18 protein-coding genes are annotated in these 21,414 nt (G+C 60.5%); 13 read left to right on the plus strand and 5 right to left on the minus strand.

Annotated features, from left to right (window positions below; all coding sequences use genetic code 11):
* Position 1: 1 nt before the first annotated feature.
* The 3 genes from ACSBPU_RS02380 to ACSBPU_RS02390 all read right to left on the minus strand — a co-directional run bounded on the left by ACSBPU_RS02380 (position 2) and on the right by ACSBPU_RS02390 (position 3,950).
* Complete coding sequence (locus ACSBPU_RS02380) at positions 2-1,195, minus strand: CaiB/BaiF CoA transferase family protein (RefSeq protein ID WP_442598510.1); 1,194 nt, start codon at positions 1,193-1,195, stop codon at positions 2-4.
* Between the two features lie 67 nt (positions 1,196-1,262).
* A complete protein-coding gene (locus ACSBPU_RS02385) occupies positions 1,263-2,261 on the minus strand; it encodes a Bug family tripartite tricarboxylate transporter substrate binding protein (RefSeq protein ID WP_442595261.1) in 999 nt (332 codons plus the stop codon).
* Between the two features lie 27 nt (positions 2,262-2,288).
* A complete protein-coding gene (locus ACSBPU_RS02390) occupies positions 2,289-3,950 on the minus strand; it encodes an acyl-CoA dehydrogenase family protein (protein WP_442595263.1) in 1,662 nt (553 codons plus the stop codon).
* A gap of 128 nt (positions 3,951-4,078) precedes the next feature.
* Between ACSBPU_RS02390 and ACSBPU_RS02395 the strand changes: the two genes are divergently transcribed.
* The 11 genes from ACSBPU_RS02395 to ACSBPU_RS02445 all read left to right on the plus strand — a co-directional run bounded on the left by ACSBPU_RS02395 (position 4,079) and on the right by ACSBPU_RS02445 (position 15,046).
* On the plus strand, positions 4,079-4,981 hold the full coding sequence (locus ACSBPU_RS02395) for a LysR family transcriptional regulator (protein WP_442595265.1): 903 nt from the start codon (positions 4,079-4,081) through the stop codon (positions 4,979-4,981).
* Positions 4,982-5,225: 244 nt separating this feature from the next.
* On the plus strand, positions 5,226-6,656 hold the full coding sequence (locus tag ACSBPU_RS02400; protein WP_442595267.1) for an ABC transporter substrate-binding protein: 1,431 nt from the start codon (positions 5,226-5,228) through the stop codon (positions 6,654-6,656).
* Positions 6,657-6,668: 12 nt separating this feature from the next.
* Positions 6,669-7,583 (plus strand): ABC transporter permease, encoded by a 915-nt coding sequence (locus tag ACSBPU_RS02405; protein WP_442595269.1) that lies wholly within the window; start codon positions 6,669-6,671, stop codon positions 7,581-7,583.
* A gap of 2 nt (positions 7,584-7,585) precedes the next feature.
* The gene (locus ACSBPU_RS02410) at positions 7,586-8,440 is read left to right on the plus strand and encodes an ABC transporter permease (protein ID WP_442595271.1); all 855 of its coding nucleotides are present in this window, start codon (positions 7,586-7,588) and stop codon (positions 8,438-8,440) included.
* Between the two features lie 2 nt (positions 8,441-8,442).
* A complete protein-coding gene (locus ACSBPU_RS02415; protein ID WP_442595273.1) occupies positions 8,443-9,426 on the plus strand; it encodes an ABC transporter ATP-binding protein in 984 nt (327 codons plus the stop codon).
* A gap of 1 nt (position 9,427) precedes the next feature.
* Complete coding sequence (locus ACSBPU_RS02420; protein ID WP_442595275.1) at positions 9,428-10,270, plus strand: ATP-binding cassette domain-containing protein; 843 nt, start codon at positions 9,428-9,430, stop codon at positions 10,268-10,270.
* Between the two features lie 24 nt (positions 10,271-10,294).
* Complete coding sequence (locus ACSBPU_RS02425) at positions 10,295-11,884, plus strand: ABC transporter substrate-binding protein (RefSeq protein WP_442595277.1); 1,590 nt, start codon at positions 10,295-10,297, stop codon at positions 11,882-11,884.
* 75 nt (positions 11,885-11,959) lie between these two features.
* A complete protein-coding gene (locus ACSBPU_RS02430; RefSeq protein ID WP_442595279.1) occupies positions 11,960-12,643 on the plus strand; it encodes a GntR family transcriptional regulator in 684 nt (227 codons plus the stop codon).
* Positions 12,633-13,142, plus strand: coding sequence for an ureidoglycolate lyase (locus tag ACSBPU_RS02435; RefSeq protein ID WP_442595281.1), 510 nt, complete (start codon positions 12,633-12,635; stop codon positions 13,140-13,142). The genes ACSBPU_RS02430 and ACSBPU_RS02435 overlap by 11 nt, the downstream gene beginning before the upstream one ends.
* A gap of 8 nt (positions 13,143-13,150) precedes the next feature.
* On the plus strand, positions 13,151-14,056 hold the full coding sequence (locus tag ACSBPU_RS02440) for a polysaccharide deacetylase family protein (protein ID WP_442595283.1): 906 nt from the start codon (positions 13,151-13,153) through the stop codon (positions 14,054-14,056).
* A 351-nt stretch (positions 14,057-14,407) separates the two neighbouring features.
* A complete protein-coding gene (locus tag ACSBPU_RS02445) occupies positions 14,408-15,046 on the plus strand; it encodes a hypothetical protein (RefSeq protein WP_442595285.1) in 639 nt (212 codons plus the stop codon).
* 391 nt (positions 15,047-15,437) lie between these two features.
* On the opposite strand, the gene ACSBPU_RS02450 is transcribed toward ACSBPU_RS02445, so the two are convergent.
* Positions 15,438-15,689 (minus strand): type II toxin-antitoxin system prevent-host-death family antitoxin, encoded by a 252-nt coding sequence (locus tag ACSBPU_RS02450; RefSeq protein ID WP_442595287.1) that lies wholly within the window; start codon positions 15,687-15,689, stop codon positions 15,438-15,440.
* 172 nt (positions 15,690-15,861) lie between these two features.
* Between ACSBPU_RS02450 and ACSBPU_RS02455 the strand changes: the two genes are divergently transcribed.
* On the plus strand, positions 15,862-18,027 hold the full coding sequence (locus tag ACSBPU_RS02455) for a hypothetical protein (RefSeq protein WP_442595289.1): 2,166 nt from the start codon (positions 15,862-15,864) through the stop codon (positions 18,025-18,027).
* Between the two features lie 8 nt (positions 18,028-18,035).
* Here the strand turns inward: ACSBPU_RS02455 and ACSBPU_RS02460 are convergent, their stop codons facing one another.
* Positions 18,036-18,953, minus strand: coding sequence for a hypothetical protein (locus ACSBPU_RS02460; RefSeq protein WP_442595291.1), 918 nt, complete (start codon positions 18,951-18,953; stop codon positions 18,036-18,038).
* A 153-nt stretch (positions 18,954-19,106) separates the two neighbouring features.
* Here ACSBPU_RS02460 and ACSBPU_RS02465 point away from each other — a divergent pair, with 153 nt between their 5' ends.
* Positions 19,107-21,263, plus strand: a complete 2,157-nt coding sequence (locus ACSBPU_RS02465) for a hypothetical protein (RefSeq protein ID WP_442595293.1) — start codon at positions 19,107-19,109, stop codon at positions 21,261-21,263.
* The last annotated feature ends 151 nt before the right edge of the window (positions 21,264-21,414 follow it).

A 21,414-nucleotide genomic window follows, 5' to 3' on the forward strand; every position in this document is an offset into this window, starting at 1 on the left:
ATCAACAAACACCCTCGTCCCTCAAATGGGCGATTTCCCCTTTCGCCAGCCCGGCGGCCTGCAGGACGGCATCCGTGTGTTGCCCCAGCGTCGGCGGTGGGCTGTGCAGGCTCATGGGCGAGCGCGAATACCTGATCGGGCTGCGCACGGAGTCGATATGGGGGACCGGCGAGCCATCCGGCTGCGGTTGGCGGACCCTCAGCTCTCTTGCGATGACCTGCGGGTCTTCGAAAGCCTGCGCAATATTGTTTACCGGGCCGCAGGGTACGCCCACCGCCTCCAGTTCCCGTATCCAGTCCGCGGTTGTTTTGCGGACCATGGCCTGGGACACCTGGCGCAGCAGTTCGTCCTTGTTTTCCACGCGCATCGGACCCATCGCGTAGCGGGCGTCGGTGGCCCAGTCGGGCCTGTCCGCCACCGCGGCGAATCTGGCGAACTGGCTGTCGTTGCCGATGGCCAGCAGGACCGCTCCGTCCAGCGTGCTGAAGTCCTGATAGGGGACCAGGCTTGGATGCACATTGCCGTTGCGGCGGGGGACGGCGCCGGTGTTCAGATAGCCCGATGCCTGGTTGGCCAGGACGGCCATGCCGACGTCCAGCAAGGCAATGTCGATATGCTGTCCGAGCCCCGTGCGCTTGCGCTCATGCAAGGCGCCCAGGATCGCCGTGGCGGCGTACAGCCCGGCGAAGATGTCCGTGATGGCGACACCTACCCGGCTGCCGTTTGCGCATCCTTTGTCGGCCGGCTCCCCGGTGATGCTCATCATGCCGCTGGCCGCCTGTACCAGCAGGTCGTAGCCGGCGCGTTTGGCATAGGGTCCGGTCTGCCCGAAACCGGTGACCGAACAATAGATCAAGCGCGGATTGAGCGCGGACAGCGTCTCGTAATCCAGGCCATAGGGCTTCAAGCCCCCGACCTTGTAGTTCTCGACGAAGACGTCCGACTTCAAGGCCAGCTCTTGTATCAACCGCGCGCCTTCCTCGCGCGAAAAATCAAGAGTGATGGACTTCTTGTTCCGATTGCAGCAGGTGAAGTAGGCCGCCTGGTCGGTGGGCATGCCGGCTTCGTCAAGCAGGAAGGGCGGGCCCCAATGCCGGGTGTCGTCGCCGGCCGCCGGTTTTTCGATCTTGATGACTTCGGCGCCCATGTCGGCGAGGGTCTGGGTGCACCATGGCCCCGCCAGGACGCGGGTCATGTCCAGAACCTGGATATCGGCCAATACGGCGTTCGTATGCTCGGACAACTTCGACTCCTATGCGTATTCAGCTTGGCTGGATGTTGGCCAGCTTCACGACTTCGCCCCAGGTGCCGATCTGTTCATCGATATAGCGGCCGAACGCGTCGGGCGTGGTGATGGAGCCCGGCTGCACGCCTTGGTTGGACAGGAACTCCTGCATCTTTGCCGACTCGATGGCTTTACGCGCCGCCGTGGCAAGCGTCTGCTTTTCCTGCTCGGGCAGTCCCGCGGGTGCCAGCACGCCGAAGGCGACGCCACGGTTCAAGGAGGGCACGCCTTGTTCGTTGAAGGTCGGCACGTCGGGCAGCACGCTGGAGCGCTCCGGCGATGCAATGCCCAGGGCTTTCAGCCGGCCGCTCTTCACATGGCTTGCGGCGGTCAGGACGTCCAGGTACATGAAGGTGGTTTGGCCGCCGATCAAGTCGTTGAGCGCCGGAGCGGTGCCCTTGTACGGAATGTGCACCCAGTTGGCATCGAGGTCCTTCTTCATTTTCTCGACGATCAGGTGGTTGGTACTGCCGTTGCCCGATGAGCCGTAGGAAACGTCCGAGCGATTCTTGAGCGAATCGACAAAGGACTTGAGATCGTTCGCCTCGGTTTTTGCGTTCACCACCAGCACGTTGGGAATCTCGCCGATGTAGGCCAGCGGCGTGAAGTCGCTGCGGGCGTTGAAGCCGGGATTCTTGAAGAGCGAGGCGTTGATGAGCAGAGGGCCTGAACTGGCGAACAGCAGGGTGTAGCCGTCCGCCTTGGCCCGTGCGACCGCCGCGGCGCCCAGATTGCCGGCCGCGCCCGGCTTGTTTTCCACGACAATGGACTGGCCCAGCTGCTCGTGCAGCGCATTGGCGAAGGTCCTGGCCAAGGCGTCGGTGGGACCGCCCGGCGTAAAGGGAACCACCATCGTCACGGGCCGGCTTGGGAAGGCGTCGGCATGGGCGGGCGCCATGGCGCCCATGGTGGCCAGGCCGGCAAAAATCGCCATTGGCGCCAAGGCCGCTATTTTCAGGATGGAACGTCGATTCATGGTGTCTCCTTGTAGTGTTGAAAGTGCTTATCCGCGCGCCAGGCGGGAAACCAGCGGGTCGAGCCGGTGCGTTACGACCGCGTCCAGCAGCTTTGCCCGATGGGCCAGGGTTTCGTGCGACGCTTCCCAGGCGAAGATGATCGCTGTCGCCATGTGATAAAGCAGCGAGCACACTTCGCGGGCGTTTTCTTGCGCGTCGCGATCGATATTGTCTTGCGCCAGCCGTATCGTGGTGGCGAGCAGCGGGCGCAGCCGTTGGCTCGCGCCATCGCCCGCCGCGTCGAGCAGTTCGCCGAAATGGCTTTCATACGCGTCCAGGGCCGCGACCTTCCTGCAGGCGCGATAGACATCCAGGGCGACGATGTTGCTGGTCCCTTCCCAGATGGATCCCAGGTGCGAATCCCTGACGAGCCGGGCCTCGACCCATTCTTCGATGTATCCGCAGCCGCCGCGCACTTCCATGGCATCGCCGGCCACTTTGCGCGCATCCCGGCACGACCGGAACTTGATGATGGGCGTCAGCAAGCGCACCAATGCCGCGGCGCGCTCGTCCTGTTGATCCGCCAATTGCAGCTGGCGCGCAACCTGATAGCCGAAGGAGCGGGCCTGCTCGGTCAGCAGCTCCATTTTGTCGAGCTGGCGGCGCATCAGCGGCAGCTCATGCAGGAGCTTGCCGAACGCCCGGCGATTATGCGCGACGTAGAGCGCTTCGGTCAGCGAGCGACGCATGAGGGCGCCCGAACGCACGCCGTTGGACAGTCGCGAGCTGTTGACCATCTCAGCCATTTGCTGGAAGCCGCGGCCCAGCTCTCCGACCAGATAGGCTTCGGCGCCGTCGAACCGGATTTCGCCGCTGGGCATCGAACGCGTGCCGAGCTTGTCCTTCAGCCGCAGGATACGATAGTGATTGCGGCTGCCATCGGACAAGGTGCGAGGCAGCAGAAACAGCGATACGCCCGCCATGCCTTCGGGCGCACCTTCGTGCCTGGCCAGCACCATGGCGACTTCGGCATCGGCATTCGAGCAGAACCATTTGTCGCCATACAGCAACCACGAGTCGCCATGCCTGAGGGCCTGAGTCTCGGTGCGCGCGATGTCCGACCCTGCGCCTTGCTCGGTCATGAACATGGCGCCTTGGAAGAGGTCGTCGAAATCCAGGCTCGTAAGCTTGGGCAGATACGCGTCGATCAACGCCTGGCTGCCGTATTTCTTCAGGGTCCGCGACAGCGAATCCGTCATGTTCACGGGGCAGGTCAAGCCGAATTCCGTCTGGGAAAACAGATAGAACAAGGTGTATTTGACGACAGGCGGCAAAGGCTCATGCCAGCCCAGCACGCCGGGCACATGGGAAGCGGCGGCTAGGCCGAACTCCGAAAACGCCCAGCGTTCGAGCTCGACGTAGGCAGGGTGCTTGTAGATCTCGTCCTGCTCCTCGCCGGCCCGCGTACGCGTGGAAAGCTGAGGGGTATACTTGTCTGCCAGCATGGCCAGGTCATCCAGGCGCTCGCCGGCCACCTTGCCCAGACGGCGCAGATGCGGCAGGAAATGCTCGGCCTCGGCCGCGCTCAGGTACAAGCGCAGCAGTCCGGGCAAGTCCCGGTCTGTGTCATACAGGTTGCGCCCATGACCGTCGGGTATCTTGATCAGGGGCAGCGCGGACGGAATCGTTTCCAGGGTCTTGGTCAGCATGCTGTTGCCTCGCGAATGAAAGTTCTTTCCCAAGATTCTCCTTTCCGACCGCGAGGCGTGTCCAATACCGATAACGTAAACCGTCATACTTCCTTCGAATGGTACGAACACGCATTGAACTCAGACACTTGCGATACTTTGCCGCACTGGCCGAAGAGCTGCACTTCGGCCGCGCGGCGGAGCGCTGCAATATCTCGCAGCCGCCGTTCAGCGTGGCGATACGCCAGTTGGAGACGGAAGTCGGGTTCGATCTGGTCGACCGCGCATCGACACCCCTGAGGCTCACTTCGGCGGGCGTGGTCTTTTATGAAGAGGTATTGCGCAGCCTGTCGCAGATCGACTATGCGGTCGAATCCGCCGGGCTGGTCAGCAAGGGAATGTCGGGCATCCTGCGCATCGGCTTTTTCGGCTCGATGCTCTGCCGGGGGCTGCCCAAGGTCTTGGAGTCCTTCGAGCGCGAGCGCCCGGGCGTCGAAATCCGCCTGGTGGAATTGAATACCCGGGAACAGGTCGCGGCGCTGCAGCGGGGCATCATCGATTACGGCTTCCTGCATACCTCCGCCGTGCCGGACACGCTGGCCTGCGAACTCATCGCATCTGAGCCTTTCGTCCTGTGCGTACCCATGGGACATCGGCTGGCCAGTGCCGGCGGCGTCCGCCTGGCCGAGGCCGAACACGAAAACTTCATCCTGTTTTCCCGAGGCGTCTCGCCCGCCTATTACGACCAGTTGATCTCCGTATGCATGTCTTCGGGATTCCGTCCCGTGGTCAGGCACGAGGTCAGGCACTGGCACACCGCGGTTTCGTGCGTCGGCCGGAGCCTGGGCGTCGCCCTGGTGCCCGCCAGCATGCGTGATGCGCGCATCACCGGCGTCGCCTATGTGCCGATCGAAGACAGCCCCGTGCAGCCTCAGCTCTGGGCGGCCTGGTCCACCAAAGGCGCTGAAGACGCGGCACTGCTTGCGTTTCATGAGGCGGTGAAACTGCATTTATCCAGCGGCGAAGGGGGTCAGACCCCATGCGGGGTCTGACCCCAGAACCCGTCGCCACAGCCACCGGGGTCAGACCCGTACGGGTCTGACCCCAAAACCTGTCTCAGCCAGGGTCAGCCCCCGCATGGGGTCTGACCCCACAATCCCAGCCGCCGCTCCTACACGGGGTCAGACCCCATAGGGTCTGACCCCCTGCGACCCCCTTTCGGGATAACCCTTGGTTGACCTGGAATTTTTTCGGTGTCATATTGGTATACCAAAAGAATTCACAACAGGAGACGGCATGAGCCAGGTGTTGCGCCTGCTTTTCAAGCACGAGACCATTGCGTTGGCGCCCAACGCGTTCAATTCCGATTCCAGCGCGGCCACGGTCATTCTGAAGATGATCTGCCAAAGCCTGGTGCGCATTGGCCACGATGGCGAGATCGCGCCGGAGCTTGCCTTGCGCTGGGAAGTATCCTCTTGCCGCAAGCGCTACACCTTCGATCTTGACGATCGGGTCAGCTTCCATAGCGGCCGCCCTTTTACCGCGGCAGACGTTGCACGGGTGTTCGGGCAAATCTTCGACGGCAAAAGCGACAGCGTGCTGGCGGCGGACTATGAAGGCCTGGAAGAAGTGAAGGTCCTGGGCGAGCACAAGGTGGCGTTCGAGTTCTCGACGCCGAACGACGCGTTCCTGAACAACCTGGCATGGCGCACCCACATCGTGGACGACACGGTGGAGCAACCCTGCGGCACGGGCGCATTCCGTCTTGCAGAATGGGTGCGCGGCAGCCATATCAAGCTGGAACGGCATATCGACGGCCGTGGCCGGGGCGATGCCAATGTCGATGCGGTGGAAATCCGCTACGCGCCGGATGTGAACCAGCGCGTCGCTCTCATCGAAAGCGGGGCCGCCGACATCGTGGAAAGCGTGCCTGGCTCGGCCGCCCAGAGGCTGGAAGACGCAGGCTTGCTGCAGACCATGGCGGCGCCGTCCCAGGCGCGGGTGCTGCTTTGCTTCAACTGTCAGGAAGCGCCGTTCAACGACGCGCGAGTGCGCCATGCGGTGGCTTGCGCGGTTGATCGGACGGCATTGATCCGTGACGTCATGGGCGGGCAGGCGCGCCCGGGCGAAGGGGTCCTGCCGCATGATGACCCATGGGCGCATCCGGTGGAACCCGTAAGCTACGACCCCGATAAAGCACGCGCGCTCTTGCGCGAAGCCGGCTATGAAAACGGATTGACCATCAAGGTCGTGCATCCCACGACTGCACCGCTGCCCGCCATCTCCGCGCGCGTCGCGCAGGACCTGGAAGCGGTCGGCATACGCCTGGAGGCCAGTTCCTACGACGACCCGCCCTGGTGGCCCTACATGTACATGCGGGGCAACTGGCAGATGGCCATCCAGGGCACGGCAAGCCGTCCTCATTTCGATACCTTGCTGCAGCGCGAGTTCTGCACGGAGGGCGTATTCAACGCGGGGCGCTACTCGAACGCCGAGGTTGATGCCCTGGCGTATCAGGCCAGGCACAGCACCGATGACAACGAGCGGCGCGGCCTGTATGCCAGGATCCAGGAGATCATACGTGCCGAACTGCCCGTCATGGCACTGTTCTCGGCCAATGTACTGGTGGGCTGGGCGCCGCACGTATCGGGGTTCAAAGCGCATCCGCATGGCGTGGTCGACATTCAGAACGTACGCATGGCCGTGCCCATCGGCGCAATGGCATAGGCGGGTACGGCCATGGCGCGACTCATCCTTTCCCGATTGTTCCAGGCATTCATGACGCTGCTCATGACCAGCCTGATCGTCTTCGTGCTGGCGCGCTCGTCAGGCAGCCCCGCCGACCTGGTGCTGCCGACGGATGCGACACCGGCCGAGCGCATTGCCTATATCGAGCGGATGGGGCTGGACAAGCCTATCGCCAGCCAATACATGATCTTCCTGCGCGACGCCTTGCGCGGGGACTTCGGCACGTCGATACGCACCGGCGCGCCGGCCACCGAACTGGTGTTCGACCGCGTCGGCCGCACGCTTATCCTCGCGACGGCCGGCCTCGCCGTCGCGCTCCTGATCAGCGTGCCGCTGGGGGTGCTCGCGGCGGTTCATCGAGGCAAGGGCTGGGACAGGTTCAGCATGGGGTTCGCGCTATTGGGTCAATCGACGCCCGCCTTCTGGCTCGGCATCGTGCTGATTCTTGTCTTTGCCGTCGGGCTGCGCTGGTTCCCCAGTTCGGGTGTCGGCACATGGCAGCACTACATATTGCCCAGCGTCGTGCTCGGATGGAGCATCAGCGCCGGCATCGTGAGGCTGCTCCGCTCATCGATGCTCGAGGTTCTGGACGCCGAGTTCATCAAGCTCGCGCGCACCAAGGGCCTGTCCGAACGGGTCGTCGTCTGGAAGCACGCATTGCGCAATGCGCTGATCCCCGTGGTGACCTTCATTGGCTTCATGTACGGCGTCATCATTGCCTCGGGCGTGGTGATCGAGGTGGTGTTCGGCTGGCCGGGCCTGGGCTACCTGGCATACGAATCAACGCTGTGGCGCGATTTCCCCGTGCTGCAACTATCGGTGCTCGTCTATACCGCGATCATCGTCGGAATCAATTTTCTGGTCGATCTGAGCTACGGGCTGATCGATCCGCGGGTAAGGACCTAGGTATGACAACGTTGGCATGGCGGAGGCTCTCCTCCTTTGACAGATTTCCGGTTATCGCCTTGCTCATGGTGGCCCTGACAGTATTCGCGGCGGTGTTCGCCGACTATCTGGTGCTGCACGATCCACTGGCCATCAACCCGGGCGCGCGCCTGCAGCCGCCGGTATTCGCCGGCGGCGTGTGGGAGCATCCCCTGGGCACCGACCGGTTGGGGCGCGACATATTCAGCCGCATCGTCCTGGGCGCGCAGGTATCGCTGGGCGTGGCCGTCACCACCATACTCCTGGGCGGATTCGTCGGCACGGTGCTCGGCCTGGTGGCGGGCTATCGCGGCGGCTGGATCGACGCGCTCATCATGCGCTCGGCCGACGGCTTCCTGGCGTTTCCCAGCATCCTGCTTGCCCTGGTGCTTGCGGTCACCGTAGGACCCAGCTTCATTGTGGTGGTGATCGTGCTGGCACTGGTGCTGTGGGCCCGCTTCGCGCGGCTGGTGCGCGGCGAGGTCCTGAGCATCAAGGGACGCGACTATGTGCTGCTGGCCCGCGTGGCCGGCGCCGGCGGCCTGTACATCGTATTGCGCCATATCCTGCCCAATATCCTGAACACGCTGGTGGTGCTCTGCACCCTTCAGGTGGGATGGGCCATCATCGTCGAAGCGTCGCTGACTTTTCTGGGTGCCGGGGTGCCGCCGCCCACGCCCACCTGGGGCGGCATGGTGGCGGAAGGGCTGGACTACATCGAGTCCGCCTGGTGGATCTCGGTCATGCCGGGCGTCGCCATCCTGTTCGTGGTTTTTTCCTACAACCTCGTCGGAGACTGGCTGCGCGACGTCCTGGACCCTCAACTGCGGAATATCTGAAGATGGACTACTCAACACGTGAGCCCTTGCTGCGCGTCCGCAACCTGACCACGCAACTGCAGAGCAAGCGGGGAACGGGCCTGGCCGTCAAGGGCGTGTCGTTCGATCTGTATCCCGGCGAAACCCTGGGTCTGGTCGGTGAATCGGGTTCCGGTAAAAGCCTGACATGCTTGTCCGTCCTGCGGCTGAATCCCAAGCCGGCATCCAGCGTCACGGGCGGCGAGGTCCTGTTCGAATCCGAAGATCTGCTGCGGATTTCCGATGCGGAAATGCGCGCCTACCGCGGCAAGAAGATCGGCATGATCCTGCAGGATCCCATGCGCGCCTTGAATCCCGTGCTGACGATAGGCGATCAGCTGTTCGAATCCCTGCGCCTGCACAAGGGCCTGCAAGGTTCTGAGCTGAAGAAGGCCGCCGCCGCCTTGCTGGAGCGGGTCCAGATTCCCAATCCCGAGCAGGGGCTGTCGGCCTATCCCCATCATTTCAGCGGCGGCATGCGCCAGCGCGTGGTGGGGGCGATCGCAATGGCGGGCTCGCCGTCCGTGCTGATTGCCGATGAGCCCACCACCGCGCTCGACGTCACCGTGCAGGCGGCTTTCCTGGACCTGCTCAAGCGCATACAGCGGGAAGAGGGCTTGAGCATCCTGTTCGTGACCCACGACTTCGCGGTGGTGGCGCGCATGTGCGACCGGGTTGCCGTGATGTACGCCGGCCGCATCGTCGAAACCGCGCCCACGCGGATCCTGTTCAATGCGCCGCGCCATCCTTATACCGAGAGCCTGCTGAAGTCGGTGCCCGACGTGGACCACAAGGACGAGCGCCTGTATACGATACCCGGCCAGCCGCCTTCGATCTTCTCAGATGTGCGGGGCTGCGCATTCGCGCCGCGTTGCCCTTATGTGATGGATCGCTGCCTGAAGGACGTTCCGCCTCAGAAGGATGCGGGGCCCGGCCATACCGTCAGTTGCTGGCGAGAGGGAGACTGACATGTCCGAACAGTTCGTGCTGGAAGCCCAGGATCTCGTCAAGCATTTCCCGCGCTCGGGCGGCGTTCTTCAACGGGCCAAGCATGCTCCGGTCGTCGCGGTCAACGGACTCAGCCTGCAGCTCAGGCCCAAGGAGACGCTTGCGCTCGTGGGCGAATCGGGCTGCGGAAAAACCACCACGGCGCGGATGCTGCTCGATCTGGAGCAGCCCACGTCCGGCGTGATCCGTTACGACACCATCGCGCTGCATCAGGCAACGCGCGCACAGCGGCGACAATACCGGTCCTCCGTTCAGGCCGTGTTCCAGGATCCATGGAGTTCCCTGAATCCGCGGATGCGGGTCCGGCAGCTGATCGCCGAACCCTTGCGCTTGAATGGCTGGACGGCACATGACGCGGCCGAAGCCGTGGCCCGCGCGCTGGACGACGTCGGCCTTGAACGGGCGGCGGCCAATAATTTTCCTCATGAATTCAGCGGCGGCCAGCGCCAGCGGATCGCCATCGCGCGCGCCATCGCCGTGCGGCCCAAGGTGATCGTCCTCGATGAGCCCGTGTCGGCCCTGGACGTATCGGTGCGCGCGCAAATCATGAATTTGCTCAAGGATCTACAGGAATCACTGGGCATGAGCTATTTGCTCATTTCCCATGATCTCGCCACGGTTCGCTATCTGGCGAACCGCGTGGCGGTGATGTACCGAGGCAGTATCGTGGAACAGGCCGAAGCTGAGTCGCTATTCACGCGTCCGCGGCACGCCTATACCGAAACTTTGATTTCCGCCGCCCGCATCCGCAGACCGGGCGACGAAGGCGGAGAGATTCCCAAGGATAGGTCTGCGATCCGTTGAAGCTTGGGGCAACAAGAGGAAGACATGATGAAATCAGCAGTCATATACAAGGCGATACTGGCGGGGGCGCTATGGGTAGCCGGCGCTACGGCCATGGCGGCCCCGACGGGCACGTTCACGGTGGTCGTTCCCAATTTCGGACGCGAGCTGCTTGATCTGGGCAAGACGTCGACCCAGGATCTCCAGTACACGGGCCATATCAACGACCCCCTCATCGGGACGGCGCCGGACGGTTCGCTTGCCCCTGGGCGCGGCCTGGCCGAATCCTGGACCATGAGCGACGACGCGAAGACCTACACCCTCAAGCTGCGCCAGGGCGTCAAATGGCATGATGGCAAACCGTTCACCAGCGATGACGTCGTGTTCAGCCTGGCCGAGCGCTTCGTCGCCAAGGACGCCATCTGCACGTTCTGCCGGCTGCTGCAGTCCATCGAATCCGTCAAAGCGACGGATCCGCATACGGTGGTGATCCAGCTCAAATCGCCGGATCCGTTGTATCTGGCCATACTGAGCGCTCGCGACGGCGACATTCGCATGCTGGCCCGCCATAACTACCGCGCCACGCCCGAGGGCTTCGAGCTGGTCGGCGACCCCATCGGAACCGGGCCCTGGAAATATGCGTCGTTCTCGCGCGGCGTCGAGATGACGCTTGACGCCAATACCGATTACTGGGATAAGGACCGCATACCCGACTTCGCGTCCATGCGCATCGTGCCGCGCAGCCAGCCCAGCACGCGCCTGTCCATGATCCGCTCCGGCGAGGCCGATATGGCGTTCGTCGACCCGCGTCAGGCCGACGATGCGCGCGCAGCCGGATTGACCGTACTGACGGCCAAGGGCGCGGCGATCGCGTCGCTGGAATTCTATGGCTGCTGGCAGCAAGAAATGCTTTGCCACAAGCAGGACTTCCGGGAAGCCCTGGTCAGGGCCATAGACATGCCCACCATCTTCAAGCACATCTATCCGGAGGGTACGGCGCAGCCCATTTCCTCGGCCTATTGGCCGGTGGACCAGTCCATGGGTTTCGATCCCGAGCAGAAGCCCTACGCCTATGATCCGAAGCGTTCGGCCGAGCTGCTGAAAAAGGCCGGCTACAAGGGCACCACCGTCAAGATCTGGTCGGTGCGTACCGTCTCCATTCCTGAGGCACCCGAGATCATGGAGCTGGTGGACGGCTACCTGCGCGCCGCCGGCTTCAAGACGGAAGTCACGCCCATGGAGTTCGGCGCCTTCCGCCCGCGCTATGCTTCCACACCGCAGCGCTGGGAAACCCAGTACGCCGCGCATTTATACTTGAACGCGCCAGGCGTGCGGCCCACCGTGCTGCCCAACCTGCGTGTGGGCGTCATCGGCCAGGAAGTCGGGGGTCTCATCCAGGGATATTGGGATCTTCCGACCATCAACCAGCAATGGAACAAGCTGATCACCCTGCACAAGGCGGATGAGCTGGAAACCGAGCTGCGTGCCCTGAACAAGAAGATGCACGGGGAGTTCGTCAATCATCCCGTCGCGATGAAGAGCCAGGTTGCCGTGGCCGGCAAACGGGTGGAGTCGTGGACGCCATCCTTGTACGGCTTCGCCTGGCATCTGGAAACCGTGAAGCAACGTAAATAAGGGGCGGTCGCCGGGCGCTGCGCAGAGTTAAGCTAACCGGACTCGGCGCCTGGTTTTCGTCATAAGTGAGGGTCAATGGCCAATTCGGAAATTCTCTATTCGGAGCCTGCGCAGCCCGCGGCTACCGCCACCGAGCGTGCCTACAGCACCGTCCTGGGCTGGATAGAAACGCGGCAGATCGGTGCGGGATCCGTGCTGGACGAGCGCCGCTTGTCCACCGCGCTGAACATTTCGCGCACCCCGCTTAGAAATGCATTGAATCGCCTGTTGGGCGAAGGCTATCTGGTGCGGCTGGTCAACGGCACGACGATCGTGCGCGAGATCGACGTGGGCGAGGTCCTGGAGCTGCTGTACGTGCGCCGCATCCTCGAGCCCGAGGCCGCCGCATTGGCGACGGGGCGCATCCCGCCGGCGCTGCTGCAGAAAGTGCGGGCGGCGATCATGGATCCGGAGCTCGCGACCGACGGCCGCATCGAAACCTGGCACGCCGGCGACGAGATGCACGACCTGGTCTGCGAATACTGTTCCAACCGCTCTCTCTCGGCGATCCTGAAGGACGCGCGGCGCCGCATACGCATTTCGAATGTGGAGCGCGTGCCTGGACGCAACGCCGAGGCCAGCAGCGAGCACCTGGCGATAGTGGATGCACTGGCCGGGGGCGACCCGGACCAGGCCAGGGACCTGATGAGGAAGCATCTTGAGAATATTGCCGAAGGTTTTCTCGCAGCATTTGGAGTAAGGAACGAACATGGCGGTTAGTTTGTTGAGCATCGAGGCCGAGCCGCTGACGGCGGCCGCCTTCGAACCCTTTGGCACGGTGATCGAACATACGGGGGAAGGGCGGCGGCATTACATTACCGAAGCGTTTCGCGGCCAGGCCGCCGCGAGCGAACCCTCCATGTGGATCAGCCGGGTCATGACGCCGACGCGCATGCCCCTGGTGATAGAGTGGATGGAGCGCCATCCTTTTTCCACGCAGACCTTCGTACCCATGGGCCCGGCCCATTTCCTCATCGTCGTGTGCCTGAGCGGCGAAGACGGGTTGCCGGACCCCGCCTCCTTCCGAGCGTTTGTTTCGCGGCCGGGCCAGGGCGTCACCTATCGGCGCAATGTCTGGCATTACGGCCTGTCGGTGTTCGACACGCCCACCGATTTCATCGTGGCCATGAGCCTGACGGGCAACAAGGATGATGATGTGTTTTTTACGCTGGGGCAGCCCGTGCAGGCATGCCTCAGAAGCGATGAGCATAGCGAGTAGGAGCAGGCATGGGCAATCCCAGTCATTTGAATCGTGATTTCGTCGGATACGGCGCCAATCCACCCGACCCGCAATGGAAGTCCGGCGCCGCGCTGGCGGTGAATTTCGTCATCAACTATGAAGAGGGCAGCGAGCCTTCCATTCCGGACGGCGATGCCTATAGCGAAACCGGCCTGACGGAAGGCGGCAGCCCCGGCAAGGGCAGGGACCTGGCTGCGGAATCCATGTTCGAGTACGGCAGCCGTGTCGGTTTCTGGCGCGTGGACCGCCTGCTTGCCGAGCGCGGCATGACGGCAACCATCTACGGCTGCGCCCTGGCCCTGGAGCGCAATCCGGAAGTCTGCGCCCGCATACGCGAACGCGGCTACGATGTATGCGCACATGGCTGGCGCTGGGAGCATCATCAGGACATGCCGGAAGACATGGAAAGAGAGCGCATCCGGCGTGCTGTCGAAAGCATAGAAAAAACCATCGGCCGCAAGCCCGAAGGCTGGTATTGCCGGTACGGCCCCAGCGTCAATACCCGCCGCCTGGTCGTCGAGCATGGCGGCTTCCTGTACGATTCCGACGCCTACAACGACGAACTGCCCTACTGGACGACGGTGCAAGGCAAGCACCACCTCGTGATCCCGCACGGCCTGGTCAACAACGACACCAAGTTCATACGCGGCGCCATGCTGACCGGCGACGATTTCTTCCAATACATGAAGGACGCCTTCGACGTGCTGCGGCGGGAAGCGCACGCCACCCATCCCAAGCTGATGACCGTCAGCCTGCATCTGCGGCTCATCGGCCACCCTGGAAGATCGGTGGGCCTGGAACGCTTCCTGGACTACATCGCCGGCTTCTCCGACGTCTGGGTCTGCCAGCGACAGGAAATCGCGCGCCACTGGTGGGAGAAGTTTCACCCGTGAGGAGGGGCCAGGGGTCAGACCCCAGGTTCTTCAACGCCCGCCATCTCGTCCAGGGGTCAGACCCCATGCGGGGTCTGACCCCAAAACCGCCGCCCGGGGTCAGACCCTATAGGGTCTGACCCCTTCAATCTCCCCGACGACTTCGCCTGCTTGCTGAATTAATCGCACAATTCAGCGTCGTGTGGTCCTCGTCAGGGCCATCAGCGCCCCACGTAGCTTTCCACCACATGCCGCGCCGCCTAGGGAACGTACTGAGGGGTCAGACCCCGCATGGGGTCTGACCCCCCAAAACCCCCACAATGTTATCGTAGCAATCAGGCCATTACAGGCATAAACCCAGAGGCAGCAACCATGACCACCACGGCAGAAACCACCGACATCAGCTACCCGCTAAGCACGAACATCAACATCGTATTCAGCGCGTACGAAGACCGCTTGATCGTCAACGCCGAAAGGCCCAACCATGGACCCGTGCACATGCTGTTGACCCGGCGCATGACCATGATCGTCCTGCATCAGCTGCTGACCAAGCTTCCCGAATTGACAGGGCTGGATCAGACGCCCGCTGAATACTGGCAAGAAGTCCTGCAAATGGCCCACCAGAAAGCCATGCAAGCCAAACGCGACACCGACCAGGCCGCCGAGGAATCGGCCAGCCTGCAAGCCGGCGACAGCGAAAGGGCGGACGCCGCCGAAGCGACCGCGACGGAAGCACCAGTGCCCATCTACCTAGCGACGGAATTGATCATCAAGCTGGACGACAAGCAATTGATACTGGCCTTCAAAGGCCTGCCCATGCCTCAAGCCATGACCCAGGCCAGCGCGCATGAGCCCGTATTTGCCATGCCATTGTCGGACGACCATGTGCACCAATTGATAGAGCTACTGATCAAGAAGGCGCAGGACGCTCAATGGCATTTGCCGCTGGACCTGCCATGGCTGGACAGCCCCGAGCCTCAGGCCACGACCCTGGGCGTGCTATTGCACTGAGCCCGATACCTTTTGCAGTAAATCGTATGCCAGCCCGAATCGGGCTGGCATTTTTGTTACATGACTATGACGGTAATTTGGGCCTAATTCCGGCGATCTAGTGGTTTTCCATGGTTTTCCGAGCACTACTTTCAAGATAAATTTCGGCTGATACATATTTAACGATATGTATATATTGCAAAATATATCTTCAAATATGCAAAAGATCGCATCTTAGCGGCTCAAAGGCTTATTTGTCTGACAACAGGCGCTCGATTGCTGCACGGTAAACCGTCATGTCGTCACGCTTGGCTGCGGCCAGCACACCTTGACGCTACCATCCAATGCGTTCCATTCGTCCAGCGCAGCGGGTAAAAACTTCAGCCGGTATGTCGTTGCTTCGGCTGCTACATCAGAGCTGGTCAAGATTGACCTCAATGGCGCTGTCGACCGTTGTCAGGCGTTGACGGGCAAGATCGACCAGATCACGGTCGGCCAGTTCTTCGATCAACGCTTCGAAGCGTTTGGGTGTGATCATGTAGAAGGCCGGGCGATTGTGGTTGAGCACGGCCACGGGCTTTTCACCGGCTGTGCGCAGCACTTGCGCCGGGTTCTTCTTGAATTCGGACATGCTGATGGAGTAATCGGCGTAAATGGCATCCATAGTCATCACCTTTGCTTATTCAGCTATAAATATGGCGCCAATCAAGGTTGGTTAAACCCCGCCATAGCACGATAGAACACATCAAACCGGTATCGCATTTATCTCCAGGGTTGCACATGAATAGTTACATATATAAAATTTAAGACACATATAGCACTGCGCGGGAGCCCCTATGCTCGTTACGACGCCCCTATTCAACCGGGAGTGGTACCTTACCCACAACCCAGATGTCGCGGAAGCCGCTGCTCAAGGCCTGCTCGATCCGCTGGAGCATTTTCTTCAATACGGCATCCACGAAGGCCGTTCTCCCGGGCCGTTGCTCGACGTCCAGTACTACCTTCGCCACAATCCCGACGTCGCCGCTGCGGTGTCTAGAGGTGAAACCACGGCTTATGATCACTTCCTGAGCTTCGGCATGTTCGAAGGCAGGGCGCCGATCGCCCTCTTCGATGCGAGCTACTACCTGACACATAACCCGGACGTCGCTCAAGCGGTACGCGCGGGAGACTTCACGCCCATTCAGCATTTCGTGGAGTACGGCCAATACGAAGGCCGCATCGTGACGCCCATCATCGACCTTGGCGCCTACATGGGCGCCAATCCCGACGTGTATCGCGCGGTGCAGGACGGCGAAATGTCCGCCATGGAGCATTTGATGCTCTATGGCATCCGCGAGAAGCGCGATTTGGGCAACGGCATCGACTTCGGAATGATGGATGGGGATCCGGTATTCCTTCGCCTGCTGGCCGAGGGGAAGATAGTTGATGCCTTGCTGCGGGTGACAGAGGTGGCGCCTTATTTGCCGGATTATGGTCCGCCGGATCCTGATCCTCCAGGACCTGATCCCGATCCTTACCCCGGGCCTGGGCCGTGGGGAACGTGCGACAACCCCTATCCGCTCAAGCCTTACGTGCCGGAATATCACACGCCTGACACGGAAAACTTCATCAAGCTGGCAGACTTGTCGGCCAGCCAATGGCAAATAGTCCATGCAGAGCTTGGTGAAAATCATTTCTTTGCGACAAGCTCCGCGGCGTTGACGGATCATCTGACGATTGATGCGGGATGTGGTTGCAGCGAATCAGTACTGTATGCCACGTTGGACCAGCCACTAAACGAGAAGTACGCGCCTTTCCTGCTGAACATACCTTTGCTGAGTTTGACGGCGCAAGCCGGGAGTGCCGATCCGGGCACCATTGGTCTGGATCTAATCAATTCAGCAGGCATTACTGCAATAATCAACACGCAATCCACTGCTGACCTGGCCATAATCAACGTGCCGGTCGTGATAGATGATGAGGACCCGACGCCATTGTTCTTGGCTGCTGTCGACATCGACGAAAGCGCCCAGCATGATTTCGTCGTTGTGTATCAGGAACCGATGGAACCGTGTGGCTGTGGGTCGGAGCAGTTCTTGGCGTTGTGGAACGCTCATCTGGACCGTTTTTCCATCACCGCAGTGGATGGCGCACACGAGGTTTCCGCCAACATCTCCAGTCTGCTTATTTGGGCGATGGGTGACAGCAGCATCAACAGCTTTAGCGGTAATGGTGCATCCGGATCGGGGCTGGACGGAAGCCTATCTACTCTTGTGGTGGCCGGACAGGGCTCGTTGGAACTGAATATTGCAGAGCTAAAAGGTAATGGCGAAGCAGCCGGATTTGTTTATTCGGACTTGGCTGGGTATGAGGCTGAAGCGCTGAGGCTGAAACTGGCGGAATTGGATGTTGACGAAGGTAATAAAAGCGATCTACGCACAGATCCCGGCGAGCGCAAATCCGATCACTTGATCACCCTGCCGCCCCCTATGGAAGGGGCGATCATCGAAATTCAGAACATGACCTTGACATCGACCTGGGGGTATACGGCTGGTCCGGTGTTCAACGACCTCCTGGATTTGACCGCATGGTCCATCAGCGACAAGGCGGACCTAGCAGGTAGCGTGGTGTCGCTGACCATCAAGCAGAGCGATCTGGTAGAGATGGGCGATACGTCGCATTACGTTGACTTTATATTCTGTCTGGATCTGGATGGCGCTGGCCCGGCAGGGGACACGACGCTGATCTTAAGCAATATCGTCACAGACGACGAATACAATGTCATGCTGAAAGCGATCGATACGGTCAACTGCAAAGGTCTAGAATCTACCCTCTATCTAATAGAACCCGACGGCCCCGATTTGATGGAGGGAGGTCCATTGAGTGTGGCATTTTCGTATCCGTCGGATCCAGACTGGAGCATTCGTCTTGATTCGGACAACGTGGGAGATAGTGCCGCCATCCAGGGAATCATCGGCATTCTTGTCGATGAAGGCAGCTTCATATTCGGTGTGGTTTAGCGTGAACACTAGCTCCGCAGCCTGACATTCAACCCAGCCAGCTTTCCATTGGCCGCCCGCGCGCGCCGAATCGCCGCCAATTCCCGCTTATCCCCATGCCGCCGTTCCTCCGTCTGGAATTGGCGGCAATTTTCCAGCGCCAGCGCCCGGCCTTCAACCGGCGTCGATGCCACCGTCATTTCAGCAAGACCCAACACCGCTCCCCTGAATGCATCGAAGAACTGCGTCTCCATAGGCGGCGCCTTCAGCACTTCCAGGCTGGGCTCGAAACGCCGAGCATGCACCAGCGCCAGCATGTAGTGAAAATCGGACTCCAGCCGCACATGGCCGCCGGGTATGGCAGTGATCAGGGGGAAATAAGGCGCCAGGTCCGGCAGGATATGGTTGGCAAAGACGTATGCGCCCCAATACTGACGCGTCATGCGCGCATAGTGCAGGTAGTCTCGTATGGGCGCGAAGCGCGCCTGGTCGAAAGGCAGGATCTCGATCTTGGGCTTGGTCGGCGTCACCGTGTCGTTGGACACATCAATATATAGAGTGCCCATCAGAAAGGCATTCTGAAAAAACTCCCCCCGCAGATCGCCCCATACTTGACGGGCGCTTCCTCCATGTTGGAGGAAGTCGCGCAACGCGGCATAGCCCTGTGCAGCCGGGGGCGGCAGCTTGCCGGCGTCCAGGCGCTGCAGTTTTTCCTGGGCGGCCAGGGTAATTTCCAGGCAGCGGCCTATGGGATAGGGCTTGGCGTAATTTGAGGGCGTGTACTGCAGCTCTTCGTCCACCAGACTGCGGATATGCTTGAACAGAGCCTCAAGCTCCTGCAGCGCAGGCGTCAGGAACCGATGGGTAAGCGCGGCTTGCGTTGCAGGGTCGGATATGCGGGGTTCATTTGGCAGCAATGGCGCAACAGGGGTGTCAACAGTGTTCATTTTTTCTTGCTCTGTGCCTTGCCTGCCTCTAGAATTTTTACCCCGCGCGATGATTTGCATCGCATTTCTGGGTTTTCCATGCGTATTGTAGGGCTGTCGACAAACATATGCCTGGTGCCCGAATGAGTATTCACGAGCCGAGGCCTTGACGACATGGCATTACCCTTTCTGTTCAATGAAAAATGGTATCTGGATCATAACCCTGATATTGCCCGGGCCGTTGATCAAGGTCTGTTCTCTGCGCAAGATCATTTCCAGCTTTATGGCCAAACCGAGGGCCGTGCGCCGGGACCTCTTTTTGATCCGGACCTGTACCTTGTCCAGAATCCCGACGTGGCCGCGGCGGTTCAGCGTGGCGAAACCAGCGCATACGAGCACTTTGTGAACTGGGGCATAGACGAAGAGCGAGCGCCCATTGCCTTGTTCGACCTGGATTTTTATCTCCTTCAAAATCCCGATGTGGCGGCTGCGGTGCAAGAGGGCCAAGCAGGAGCCGTCCGGCATTTTCTGACCTATGGGCAGGGGGAGCCGCGTTTCATCAATCCCTTCATCGACCTGGGCGCCTATCTGCGCGCGAACGATGATGTCGCCGACGCCGTGCAGCGTGGCGACATGTCCGCCCTGGAGCATCTGATGCTTTATGGCGTGCATGAAGGCCGCGATCTCGGCAACGGTGTCACGCTGGATATCTTCAAGAACGATGCGGCTTTCAACCAGGTGCTGGCAGTGGGCGACGCGGAAGCCGCCTTGCAGCGCATGGCGGCGGTTGCGCCTTTCCTGCCCGGCTTTCAGCCTCCGGCGAATTGGGCACCTGCGCCTGATACGCCCATCGTCACGGACTTTACACCGCCGGCCGGCATGAAACTTGTGGTGCCGGATGGTGTGATCGTGCCCGCCGGCATGGTACTGCCCGATGTGTATGAGAAGCCTGTGGTTCCAGACGATGGCGGAGGTGTGCCGCCGACTTTTACCGTGCATGTCGCGTCCGACGATATCCCCAACATCGTGACCTTCGGTGGGTCGGCTACGGGAGATATTGTCCTGACGATTAATGGCGACGGCGACGGGTCTTTCAGTCGTGGTGGGGTGACGGCCGATGTCACGGTGCCGATGGTGTTGAATACTCAGATACAAGGAAGCGCAGCGACGGAAACCTTGAGGCTGGCGACGGCACTAACCGGGAGTCAATTGCTTAGTTTTGATGGTGTTGGCGGTGCGGACAAGCTGGTGCTTGCTGATGACGGCAATGTGCTTAGGCTCGCCTTGAAGAGTGTTGCTGAGGTGAAAGGTGGATCGGGAAATGATGAGCTACGGCTCATCAATCAAGCTGACGGCATCCTTATTGACGGTGGGGCAGGCGTAGATAAGGTTATTTTGGCGTATAACGGCGCCAATACCGCCACATTGAAGAACGTGGAGAGCGCGCAGAGCGTATTCCCGTCTGTGGACATGATAGCGCTTGGAGAAACCATAGCCACTTTTCAGTTTGATGGAACTGGTGGTGATACCTTGACACTCGCGGACGGTGGAAATCCCTCGATCGAATTGACGTTGACACACATAAGTGAAGTCAACGGTGGTAGCGGCGATGACGTGATTACGCTAGTTAACCAAGCCAACGGTCTGATTATCGACGGTAAAGAAGGCAATGATTATCTTAAGCTGATGACGAACCACAATGGCGCATATACGGTCCGTAACGTTGAAAAAGTCGACGGCGGCGATGGCTATGACAGCATTACGCTCGATGCCCCAGCGAGCTATTTCGCTTTCCACGGCGGAAGCGACTATGACACCTTGAATCTATCCGCATCGGTTGGCACTATCGAGCTCGAACTATCCGGCATCGAAATGGTGAACGGTTCCAGCAACGATGATCAAATCACAATCGTGGCGGGTCACGGTTCTACAACAAGCATAAATGTCGGAGCCGGCAACGACACAGTGATAGGTAGTGCACTCCATGTCGAATCCATAACCTTAGGCGCCGGCAACGATATCGTCGTATTGAACAGTAAGAGCAAAGCCGATCAACTAACGGATTTCAAGACGGCTGGCGTCGATAAAATACATTTATCCCTGTCCGTTTTTGCCGAGCTGCTAGAGCAGGGGGCTCTGAATGCTGCGGCATTCTTGGCGACTGGCTGTGACGGTGCGGCTGCAACGGGCGAGCACCGCATTATTTACCATACCAATACCGGCAACTTGTATTACGACCCGGATGGATCTGATTCCGCAGGTCAGATGCTCATTGCCCAGCTTTCGTCTAAGCCAGCGCTCGACTACATGGACTTTCTCGTAATTGCCTAAGACAGGTCGAGCCATCCACACGGCTCCACCTTTCTATGCCGCAGCGTTACAAAGACCTATGAATCAGTAAGCGCCCAATTCTATTTTAGAAAAATAACGAAGCTCTTTGTCATCAGTCGAAATGTTTCATAACTTATTGGTTTTTATATAG

The organism is Parapusillimonas sp. JC17 (assembly GCF_052180245.1).
GTDB lineage: Bacteria > Pseudomonadota > Gammaproteobacteria > Burkholderiales > Burkholderiaceae_B > Parapusillimonas.

What these genes read in the sequence shown, in the direction of transcription:
- ACSBPU_RS02450 (WP_442595287.1), bottom strand. Translation starts at nt 15,689, where the DNA reads ATGGATGCCATTTACGCCGATTACTCCATCAGCATGTCCGAATTCAAG.
- ACSBPU_RS02415 (WP_442595273.1), top strand. Translation starts at nt 8,443, where the DNA reads ATGGACTACTCAACACGTGAGCCCTTGCTGCGCGTCCGCAACCTGACC.
- ACSBPU_RS02410 (WP_442595271.1), top strand. Translation starts at nt 7,586, where the DNA reads ATGACAACGTTGGCATGGCGGAGGCTCTCCTCCTTTGACAGATTTCCG.
- ACSBPU_RS02430 (WP_442595279.1), top strand. Translation starts at nt 11,960, where the DNA reads ATGGCCAATTCGGAAATTCTCTATTCGGAGCCTGCGCAGCCCGCGGCT.
- ACSBPU_RS02460 (WP_442595291.1), bottom strand. Translation starts at nt 18,953, where the DNA reads ATGAACACTGTTGACACCCCTGTTGCGCCATTGCTGCCAAATGAACCC.
- ACSBPU_RS02445 (WP_442595285.1), top strand. Translation starts at nt 14,408, where the DNA reads ATGACCACCACGGCAGAAACCACCGACATCAGCTACCCGCTAAGCACG.
- ACSBPU_RS02425 (WP_442595277.1), top strand. Translation starts at nt 10,295, where the DNA reads ATGATGAAATCAGCAGTCATATACAAGGCGATACTGGCGGGGGCGCTA.
- ACSBPU_RS02405 (WP_442595269.1), top strand. Translation starts at nt 6,669, where the DNA reads ATGGCGCGACTCATCCTTTCCCGATTGTTCCAGGCATTCATGACGCTG.
- ACSBPU_RS02380 (WP_442598510.1), bottom strand. Translation starts at nt 1,195, where the DNA reads ATGACCCGCGTCCTGGCGGGGCCATGGTGCACCCAGACCCTCGCCGAC.
- ACSBPU_RS02390 (WP_442595263.1), bottom strand. Translation starts at nt 3,950, where the DNA reads ATGCTGACCAAGACCCTGGAAACGATTCCGTCCGCGCTGCCCCTGATC.
- ACSBPU_RS02455 (WP_442595289.1), top strand. Translation starts at nt 15,862, where the DNA reads ATGCTCGTTACGACGCCCCTATTCAACCGGGAGTGGTACCTTACCCAC.
- ACSBPU_RS02465 (WP_442595293.1), top strand. Translation starts at nt 19,107, where the DNA reads ATGGCATTACCCTTTCTGTTCAATGAAAAATGGTATCTGGATCATAAC.
- ACSBPU_RS02435 (WP_442595281.1), top strand. Translation starts at nt 12,633, where the DNA reads ATGGCGGTTAGTTTGTTGAGCATCGAGGCCGAGCCGCTGACGGCGGCC.
- ACSBPU_RS02420 (WP_442595275.1), top strand. Translation starts at nt 9,428, where the DNA reads ATGTCCGAACAGTTCGTGCTGGAAGCCCAGGATCTCGTCAAGCATTTC.
- ACSBPU_RS02400 (WP_442595267.1), top strand. Translation starts at nt 5,226, where the DNA reads ATGAGCCAGGTGTTGCGCCTGCTTTTCAAGCACGAGACCATTGCGTTG.
- ACSBPU_RS02440 (WP_442595283.1), top strand. Translation starts at nt 13,151, where the DNA reads ATGGGCAATCCCAGTCATTTGAATCGTGATTTCGTCGGATACGGCGCC.
- ACSBPU_RS02385 (WP_442595261.1), bottom strand. Translation starts at nt 2,261, where the DNA reads ATGAATCGACGTTCCATCCTGAAAATAGCGGCCTTGGCGCCAATGGCG.